A 9534-nucleotide genomic window follows, 5' to 3' on the forward strand; every position below is an offset into this window, starting at 1 on the left:
ATTATCCCACAGATTTTCTCCCAAGATTATTAAGAAAATCTTAAATATACATGGGTACGATTTGAGGGAACGAAATTGCTAAAATGCTTACATAGTCTGGGTTTAGGCTTCTTGAGTCAATTGGGATGGGGGGAACTTCAGCTTAATGACCCTGGCGATTGCTATACAATCAACCGGATTTGATAGTATTCAAAGTCCCCCTTTTTAAGGGGGATTTAGGGGGATCTAAACGTTGATCGCTAGTCGGGTGGGTAGAGTTGTGAGCTTAACTTGACACTAACGAGAAATACCGTACCCCTACGGTGCAATTCTAAAACTATTAATTTATTCCCCATTCCCCGTTCCCTCTTTCACCCCCTACTTACAGTAGACTCAATCTCAGCCAACTGCTGCTGAAGTGCGCCTGTGATTAACAAAGACTCCGCCTTGCTTAATCCATCTTCTAACGTCGGGCAAACCCCACAACGCCAGAGATAAAACCCACCATTCCAAATCACGGATTTTTGGAGTTCTGAAGCTTTTCCGGCTAAAACTTCTTTAATTTGTGCCAATAATTGTTCCTTTGACTCTAGAGGAACCTCCTTCCCTTCAAAACCATAATCCCTAGGGTGAAGTTTCAGGCGTTGATAGGGTTCGCCATCTCCAGGTTTATGTGTCGAAATAATCGCTGTCCGTTCACGGGGTAAATCACAACTTCCCTCTAATCCCTTGATTAAGGTGTAATTCTTGACGCCTCGTAATCCTAATGTTCCCTGCATAAATTCTTCCGTTGGGGGATGGACAAACCCAGCCACGAGATGCACATTCCCAGCATAAGGAAGCCAAATTAATTCAATCGTGGCAAAGGGGGGACGCTTGCCAATCTGATCTCGATAATTCACCAAACTTTGAGTCGCCGGAAAATGATTAGGGGTGTAGATAAACCCAAAGCGAGTTGTTTCTAAACCCTGATGAACTTGGGTAAGACTCAATCGGGTAAAATCGATGCCCAATCCTTGCCAAATTTCTACCAGGGGAATGCCATATTTTGTTGCCATACAGTCGCCGCCATGTTGAATTACCGGAACCCCTGAAGCCGCCAGCATCAGCGCCGTTAATAGAGTAACTGGGGCGGTTCGCGATCGCCCGTCGTAAGGTGTCCCCATTACCGTGACTATCGGATCACCGGATAATCGGGGTACTGTGCAACCTAATTGATCATACGCATCCAACATTCCCGCTAGTTCTTCACTCGTGGGGCGCTTAATGCGATGGGCAATTAAAAACGCCCCAATTTGAGCCGGAGTCGCTTCTTCATTCAAGATCATTTCTGTGGCGTTGGCGGCTTCTTCACGAGTTAAATCTTTGTGAGTATGGCTACCGCTACCCACTTTCTTTAACAGTTCTCTGAAAATAATACTCATAATGGGGGATGAAAAATAGGACGATGGGACTATGACGATAACGGTTTAGGACGATAGCAGATTGACAGAGAACCGTTCGTGATTCCTGAACAAAGATGCAACGACTTCGCCATTGAGTGAACGCTGTGAGGATTAGTTAACAAATCTACAATTAATTTTTATGTATTATTTGATACAGATTTTAATTTTAGTATATTCTGATACAAGAAGAGAATCGAGAATCAGACGGCACAGATATGCAAAATCCACAACCGCAACCCCCTCCAGCCAACCTCTCGGCTAGTGCAATTTTTCGCTATCTGCAACCGGGAATGTGGCTGAGACTAGAGGAACTCCCCAATCCATTTGCCCACTATGAGGCGTTGATACTTTCCCAAGTCTCGGATCATGAATGGCTGACTTGGATTCCGGAACATGGAGAATATCTGTTAGTGCTGTAGCCACTTCCAGCGAAAGGATAGCCTCCTCTAGCTAAGTTGTTCAGCCAATATCACCTCCATACAATGCTCAAACGTATAGAAAATTTGGAGTTTTGGTAATGATCAAGACTAAGCTTTCCCCCTGCGAGAGTTTACTCTATCACTGGATTCGGTTTCATACTAGAACCAATCATAAAGTAAATTTTAACTGGCATGACTTTCAGGCTTGGACAGCCGAATTCCTTGAACATTCAGTTAGCTTGAGCGAAGTTTACGCCGCGCTTACAGAGTTACATAAGCTGAAATTAATTACTGTCCAAGGCACCGAAGTTGCCCTAAATACGCCCCCAAGTCGTACACCATTAGAACTTTCACCATTACCCCACAAATTATTAACCACCCGCCGGAAACCCAAGTTTTTTTCCTGGGGTTCCCTGATGACGTTAATCTTTTTAATCTTGTGGTTAGGCTCAGGCGTTATGTATTTTAAGTTGTATTCAGGAGACTCAAATCATTATACCAATCCTTATCAATTTTTGGGCGAAAAAATAAAATAATTTGGTTGACTTATTTAGTCAATCGGAGACAGAGCGAAACAAGGATGAAGGGTGAAACAGGGTTATCCGAATGTAGGGGCGGGTTTCACTACTATCTTTTTTGACTTCACCCGAATTTCACTAAACCCGCCCCGATCCAATGTCCGAATTATTGGACAAACCAATGACATAAGACAAACGCCTTAAGCATCAATCACCACTTGTCCTTCAGGCACAGCACAACAGGTCAAAACCATGCCCTCCTCTAAATCGTCCAAGGCACTATACTCTTCGTCATACTTCACTTGACCTTTTAATAACTTTTTAACACAAGTCCCGCAAGTACCAGCACGACAACTATTGTCAATTTCAATGCCTTGGTTTTCAGCCATATCCAGAATAAAGTCCTGAGAATTAGCGTTAACCTGTTTCCAAGATTCCGCGAAAAATAGCTTTATTTGAGCTTGATCGCCGTTGGTTTCTGTCTCAGATGAAGGTTGAGGATTCTCCTGAGTTTCCGGCTCCGGTTCTATAACAATTCCATCCTTAACTTTAGCATCAAAGTTTTCAATTAATAGATTCCGCAGAATCGGTTTTAGATCATCGCAGGCAATTCCTTTTTCCAATACGTCTCCGAGTTGAGCATCTTTGCCGACTTTTCCCCCGGTATAAAGATTCACCCCTTCGACAGGCTTGCCATCTTTACGAACTTTCGTACCCATTAACCCAATATCGGCAACTTGAGGTTGTCCACAGGAGTTGGGACATCCAGTCCAGTGTATCCGCACTCGTTCGGGAATGTCTAATTCTTGATCCAGTTCTTGCGCTAATTTTAATGCCCGTTGTTTGGTTTCTATGATGGCAAAATTGCAATAGCGATTCCCGGTACAAGATACCAATGAACGGGTAAGCGTAGAGGGATGAATCGGAAACTGCTGGAGTAACGGTTCACTCAGAAACGCTTCGATTTTTTCATTGGCAATGTAGGGAATAATTAAATTTTGTTCAACGGTTAAGCGAATTTCACCATTGCCATAAACATCAGCTAATCGGGCTAACTCAAACATGGTGTCGGCTGACAAGCGCCCGACGGGAACCAGTAAGCCAACATAACTGTATCCTGGTTGCTTTTGCGGATAAACCCCAATGTAATCTTTTTTCTCTTGGGTAATCTCATCCTCAGGCGCAGCCGGGAGGAGTTCTTTGCCGAATGTTTTTTCGACTTCCGCCCGGAATTTTTCTACGCCCCATTTATCAATTAACCACATCATCCGGGCTTTTTGGCGGCTTTTTCTTAATCCCTCTTTTAATCCGTTCTGAGTATAAACGGTGAGAATCGCACCACTCAAGTTAATCACATCTTCTTCATTTGCTGGAACCCATGCATTTAAGGGAATCGCTTCCACACAACGCTGGGCTGATAAATAACCGCCGACTAAAACATTGAAGCCCAATTCTCCATCCCGATAAGCAGGGACAAAGGCAATATCATTAATTTCGGCGTGAATGGAGTTATCTCGTCCTCCTTCAATGGCAATATTGAATTTACGCGGAAGATTTGTAAAGGCATAATTGCCTTCCCCGTTATTGGTAATCATGTCCTGCAATTTTTGCACCATGTCACGGGTGTCAATGATTTCGTCTGCATCAATTCCGGCGACAGGTGATCCGGTTAAATTCCGCACATTATCCATTCCCGACTGTACACTGGTCAGATTAACGGATTGCAGTTGACGGAAAATTTCTGGAATATCTTCTAAACGAACGCCTCGCAGTTGAATATTTTGGCGAGTGGTAATATCGGCGCTACCATCATCACCATAACGCTGCACAATCTTAGCGAGAACCCGCATTTTCTCACTGTCCAGATAACCATTGGGTACACGTAAGCGCAACATGAATTTGCCGGGAGTCACTGGACGGAAAAAGACACCCAACCACTTGAGGCGGAGTTCTAAGTCGGTTTTATCAATGTTTTCCCAGCCAAGTTCGATTAAGCTTTCCAGTTCATGTTTAATGTCTAGCCCATCTTTCTCGGCTTTGGCTTTTTCCACTTTGTTTATTTTTTTTGATACGTCTTTTGTTGTAGTCATAGCGCTATTTTGATGGATTTTTACGGTTTTCGGTTCTACTAAAATTGCCCCTCTTAATTTCAGTAAGGTAAGCAAGGTTCAAGTGGTAAATTGTATATTTGGATACGCTTTTAAGTTGAATTTGAACAAACTGCATCATATAAATGCAATTTGTGAATTAAATGTTTATAAATCTATCAATTCTATGAAACGATAGGAAGAGTGAGGCTGAAGTGGCACACCATTCAGTCTGGGTAAGGATGCAAGTGATCAAACAATGGACAAACTTCTTAAACAAGCCACAGTTGCCACAGAACAAGGGGATTGGTTGTCAGTCACTCAATGTTTGCAGCAATTACCGTTGGATGAGTGCAGCCGAAATTGTTCCAATCCAGAAACAAAGGAATTGCCTCTAGGATTGGCGATGGCGTTAACGGTTTTGGAACAGGGAGATTTTCAGGCACGTTGGGATATTGCCAAGGTTTTGCCACAATGGGGCGAGAGGATTGTGACACCGTTGATCGAGATTCTGGAAGATGAGGAGGCGGATTTAGAGCAACGGTGGTTTGCGGGGCGGATTTTGGGGGGATTTAATACGCCTGAGGTGATTCGGACATTGGTGAAATTACTGGATCATAGTGAAGATGAAGAGTTAAGTGCGATCGCATCGAGTGCATTAGCCGCTATCGGACATGCTGCGGTTGAGGCGTTGACTGATTTGCTGGTGAAACCGGAATCTCGTCTTTTCGCCACTCGCGCTTTAGCTCAAATGCATTGTGCAGAGGTGATTAATCCCTTATTAAGCGTCGTCCATGATCCAGATGAACAGGTGCGCGTCACTGCCATTGCTGCCCTGAGCAGTTTCCATGATGATCGCATTGTACCCGTTTTCTTGGTCGCATTAAAGGATTATGCCGCGTCTGTGCGTAAAGAAGCGGTGATCGGTTTAGGCTTAAGCGCCTCCTCACAGACAGATTTCGATACATTAATCTATCTGCAACCCCTGCTATATGATCTGAACTTAGACGTTTGTCAGCAAGCCGCGATCGCGATCGGTAGAATCGGTACAGATCAAGCAGCCGAGGCGTTATTTCCAGTTTTGCGATCGCCTCTGACTCCTGTTCCCCTACAACTTACTGTCATTCAGGTATTGGCGCGGATCGAAACGGCGACAACATTAGAGTATTTACACCAAGCCTTATCCACCATAGCCGAAGACTCTATATTAGAAATCGTGCGCGTTTTTGGGCGGATTGAAACCCCGAATCTGAAATACCAAGCCGCTAAAATCTTGCTAGATTTCTTTGAGTCGGGACATCCCAGTGTTGAAACAACCGCCATTAAACAGGCGTTAGCCTACAGTTGGGGACAATTAGGAGTCGCTGACGCCATGGAAACTTTAGTACAACTCCAGAATGATCCTCAAATGAGTGTCAGATTACACGCTAATGCGGCAATTAAACAACTCCAGTAAGCCCGATGCCCGGAGTTCAAACTCCGGGCTAAAAGCTTAAGTCAGCTAAAGCTGACTGGATTGAGTGAGGTACTCCAGATCCCCGACTTCTCCAAGACGTCGGGCATATTGTTTAGATATACTGTATTTCATGAACTTGAAATATGTTGTAAAGAGTTGGCATAAAATAGTTTTATTCTCAAGCCTACCCAAAAATCGGTTGTATATTTTTGGGGCTAACCGATTTACTTCTCCTCAAAATGTATCCGTTCCTTTCCTGTATAAATATTAAATCGTTTTCCGCGCAAAAATCCGACTAAGGTGATGCCAAACTCCCTGGCTAAGGCAACCGCTAAACTGCTGGGTGCAGATACCGCACAAACAATCGGGACACTTGCGGTTAGACATTTCTGTACTATCTCAAAGCTAGAACGTCCACTCACCAGAACAATGTGGTTGGTTAAAGGTAATTGATTACTCAAAAAAGCAGCGCCAATTAATTTATCCAAGGCGTTGTGGCGTCCCACATCTTCTCGTACTGAGAGTAATTTTCCTTGGGTGTCGAATAAGGCGGCGGCGTGTAATCCTCCGGTACTTGAGAAAATCCGCTGGGCGGTGTGTAATTGTTCGGGTAAACTATAAATAATATCTGGACTAACGGTTAATCCGGCTGAGATAATTGGACATCCCCGTAAATGTAGGGCTTCTAGACTGGCTTTCCCACAAACTCCACAGGCGCTGGTGGTAAAAAAGTGGCGTTCTAAGGGTTGTAAATTAACCGATAATCCCGGTCGAAGTTTTACATTAACAATGTTATAACGCTGTTCCCCATCGACATCCGGATCAACACAATAACTGATCTGCTGAATATCATCGCGATCGCGCACCACTCCTTCAGAGTACAAAAACCCCGCCGCCAGTTCAAAATCTGCCCCTGGTGTTCGCATGGTAACGGCTACCGTTTGCGGGGGAGAGACAAGGCGAATCTCTAAGGGTTCTTCCGTCGCCACCTGATCCTGGCGCGATCGCACATTCTCCTTCTCCACCACCCAAACCCTGGTTTTCGTCTTACTCCCCATCGCCATTTTCATTGGACTTTTTCTAACTGCACCAAGGCATTATAATCAGGAATCGCTACTTCAGGCGATCGCTTATTCTTATCTAAAAGTATATTCCCTTCGGGCCAATGCACTTGCAGGTTCCCGGGTTTCACCGGTGCCGTACACACTCGTGCCTTCAACTCGCCAACTTCATTTTTGAGAATCACAGCATCCCCATCTTTTAACCCCAACGCCGAAGCATCCACCGCACTCATTAACACCGCCTCACGCATCGCACCCGTAATCGCATCTTTCTTTTCCTGCACCATACTATTAAACTGCTTCCCGCGTCGGGTGGCGACTAAGAAACATCCCTCTGGTAAATCTCGTTGTGGTGGCGATAACGGAGTAAACCGCGCCTTCCCATCGGGTGTGGGAAAAGTCCAACCAAAACAGAGATGAGAACCCCCATATTGAAACTGATCTCCCGCTTCTTTGAGATGTTGAATCCCCGCATATTGGGGAATGATTTGGGCAATTTCTTGGCGAATCGCGGCGGTTCCGTCGAAGTTTAACGGCGCGTTTCCGTCATTTTCTGCGGCTAAATCGGGACGAACTCTCCGTGCCAATTCCATGAATACTTCCCATTCTGGACGCGCTTCGCCAATGCGATTTCCCTGAACTTCGGGACTGAAAATGACTCGTCGTTCTGTCGTGGTTTCGGTTACGCCTCCTGGCACTTCATACCGGGTGGTGGCGGGGAGTAGAATTACCGTATCCGCCGGATCAACTAACATTTGGCTAGAACAAATAATATCCTGATGCACCCGCAGAGGAACGCGCTTTAATGCCGTTTCCACATAATCGGGTTCGGGTAGCACTTCTAGGAAATTTCCCCCCACCGAAAAGAGGACATCCAACTCTCCCGCATAAGCCGCTTGAATCATTTCTGATGCGGTTAATCCTGGGGAGGTTGGCACCTCAAATCCCCATTTTTCACTTAACTGTGCCGCATTTTCTGAGGTAATCGGCTTCCCTCCAGGGAGTACCGTGGCGTAGCAGCCCATCTCCGCCCCCCCTTGTACTCCAGAATGTCCGCGAATCGGCATCAAGCCACAGCCCTCTCTGCCGACAAAGCCTTTGGTTAGTGCTAGATTAATTAGCGATCGCACGTTATCTTCGCCACATTCATGCTGGGTAATCCCCATACTCCAGACGAAGACAGCCTTGTTCGCCTCGGCTACCATCTGGGCAAATTCATACATCTGATCACGAGATGCGCCAGATAGCCGTTCGAGTTCCTCCCAGGATTGGCAGTCTAGGGTGGCTTTTAAGTCCTCAAAGTTGCGCGTATAGGTGTTGATAAACGAGTGATCAACCCAATCATTGGCGATTAAATGTTTCAGTGTACCATTAATAAACGCCATATCCCCGCCCATATTCACCAGAAAAAAGTCTTCGGCAAATTTCGTGCCAAATAAAGCACTTTCGGGAATCGACGGCACCCAATAGCGTTCCATTCCGGGTTCCTGGTAGGTGTTAATTACGACTATTTTTGTTCCCGCCTTTTTTGCCCAGTGGAGATACTTCACCGTGACGGGTTGGTTATTTGCCACATTCGACCCAATGAAGACTAATAAGTCTGTCCCTATCCAGTCTTTATAGGAACAAGTTGTCGCGGCTACTCCTAATGCATTTTTCAATCCCGCCGTACTCGGAGAATGACAAATTCTCGCTGCATTATCAATATTATTGGTTCCCATTGCCCGCACCGCTTTTTGGGCAGCATAATAGGTTTCATTAACGGTGCCGCGACTGGTGAGATAAAAGCTGAGTTGATCGGGTGTCGTGGTGCGAATGCGATTGGCGATAATATCCAGGGCTTCTTCCCAACTCAGCCGATGAAATCCTTTCTCTCCCCGTTGACGCATCATTGGATAAGGAAGTCGCCCCATCTGTCGCAGTTCAGCACTTTTTTTGCCCTGCAACTGGGATACATCTGCCAGGAGTTCGGGGTCAAAAGCGGGCATTGTATTCATCCGCAGTAGTCGCAACCGGACATTACAAACATGAATCCCCTCTAATGTCCAGTCTTTCATCCCCGTAGTGCCTAACGCACAACCATCGCAGACGCCTTGGTTGAGGATATCCCAGGCGTAGGGAAGTTGATCCCGATTTTCCCAGATGGCGCGAAATACTTCCCAGTAATTATTCGGGTATTGTTCGCCGATACCGAAAGGTTTCCAGGTTGCCCAGTGTTCAGGCGTCCAGCGCTTTTTAGGTTGAGGTAACATGATTTGGAGTGGTGCTAATGCTTGCTATTCTTTAACGCTACCATTTTCCTATTCTAATCCGATAGTTGGGTTCGGTCTATCGCCTTTCCACTCGATCATCAAACCTAATCCTAAGTATGTCGGTGTCAATAAAGCTATCTATATTAAGTTCAGTAAATAAACCTCAAACCCTTACAAATGACAAATGACAAATGACGAATGACAAATGACAAATGACAAATGACAAATGACAAATGACAAATGACAAATGACAAATGACAAATGACAAATGACAAATGACAAATGACAAATGACAAATAACAAATGACGAATGACAA

At 45.2% G+C, this 9534-nt stretch carries 7 protein-coding genes; 3 read left to right on the plus strand and 4 right to left on the minus strand.

All coding sequences use genetic code 11. The features are described from left to right. Positions 1–350 precede the first annotated feature (350 nt). A complete protein-coding gene (locus RIC07_RS28665; RefSeq protein WP_446397487.1) occupies positions 351–1403 on the minus strand; it encodes an anthranilate phosphoribosyltransferase family protein in 1053 nt (350 codons plus the stop codon). A gap of 236 nt (positions 1404–1639) precedes the next feature. Here RIC07_RS28665 and RIC07_RS28670 point away from each other — a divergent pair, with 236 nt between their 5' ends. After that, positions 1640–1843, plus strand: coding sequence for a hypothetical protein (locus RIC07_RS28670; RefSeq protein ID WP_006105971.1), 204 nt, complete (start codon positions 1640–1642; stop codon positions 1841–1843). A gap of 98 nt (positions 1844–1941) precedes the next feature. After that, entirely contained in the window at positions 1942–2379 is a 438-nt protein-coding gene (locus RIC07_RS28675; RefSeq protein WP_446397488.1) for a hypothetical protein, read from the plus strand. A 182-nt stretch (positions 2380–2561) separates the two neighbouring features. On the opposite strand, the gene RIC07_RS28680 is transcribed toward RIC07_RS28675, so the two are convergent. Beyond that, the gene (locus RIC07_RS28680; RefSeq protein WP_446397489.1) at positions 2562–4451 is read right to left on the minus strand and encodes a ferredoxin--nitrite reductase; all 1890 of its coding nucleotides are present in this window, start codon (positions 4449–4451) and stop codon (positions 2562–2564) included. A gap of 256 nt (positions 4452–4707) precedes the next feature. Between RIC07_RS28680 and RIC07_RS28685 the strand changes: the two genes are divergently transcribed. Next, complete coding sequence (locus tag RIC07_RS28685; RefSeq protein WP_446397490.1) at positions 4708–5904, plus strand: HEAT repeat domain-containing protein; 1197 nt, start codon at positions 4708–4710, stop codon at positions 5902–5904. Positions 5905–6128: 224 nt separating this feature from the next. Here the strand turns inward: RIC07_RS28685 and fdhD are convergent, their stop codons facing one another. Both fdhD and RIC07_RS28695 read right to left on the minus strand, forming a co-directional pair. Next, complete coding sequence (gene fdhD / locus RIC07_RS28690; RefSeq protein WP_446397491.1) at positions 6129–6974, minus strand: formate dehydrogenase accessory sulfurtransferase FdhD; 846 nt, start codon at positions 6972–6974, stop codon at positions 6129–6131. After that, positions 6971–9217: an FdhF/YdeP family oxidoreductase gene (locus RIC07_RS28695; RefSeq protein WP_446397492.1), complete on the minus strand. Its 2247-nt coding sequence runs from the start codon at positions 9215–9217 to the stop codon at positions 6971–6973. The genes fdhD and RIC07_RS28695 overlap by 4 nt, the downstream gene beginning before the upstream one ends. Between the last annotated feature and the right edge of the window lie 317 nt (positions 9218–9534).

Source organism: Coleofasciculus sp. E1-EBD-02, assembly GCF_040218245.1.
Taxonomy (GTDB): domain Bacteria; phylum Cyanobacteriota; class Cyanobacteriia; order Cyanobacteriales; family Coleofasciculaceae; genus Coleofasciculus.

Bases quoted from the DNA above. Each gene is read 5' to 3' on its own strand.
- RIC07_RS28665 (WP_446397487.1), bottom strand. From the start codon at position 1,403: ATGAGTATTATTTTCAGAGAACTGTTAAAGAAAGTGGGTAGCGGTAGC.
- RIC07_RS28670 (WP_006105971.1), top strand. From the start codon at position 1,640: ATGCAAAATCCACAACCGCAACCCCCTCCAGCCAACCTCTCGGCTAGT.
- RIC07_RS28675 (WP_446397488.1), top strand. From the start codon at position 1,942: ATGATCAAGACTAAGCTTTCCCCCTGCGAGAGTTTACTCTATCACTGG.
- RIC07_RS28680 (WP_446397489.1), bottom strand. From the start codon at position 4,451: ATGACTACAACAAAAGACGTATCAAAAAAAATAAACAAAGTGGAAAAA.
- RIC07_RS28685 (WP_446397490.1), top strand. From the start codon at position 4,708: ATGGACAAACTTCTTAAACAAGCCACAGTTGCCACAGAACAAGGGGAT.
- fdhD (WP_446397491.1), bottom strand. From the start codon at position 6,974: ATGAAAATGGCGATGGGGAGTAAGACGAAAACCAGGGTTTGGGTGGTG.
- RIC07_RS28695 (WP_446397492.1), bottom strand. From the start codon at position 9,217: ATGTTACCTCAACCTAAAAAGCGCTGGACGCCTGAACACTGGGCAACC.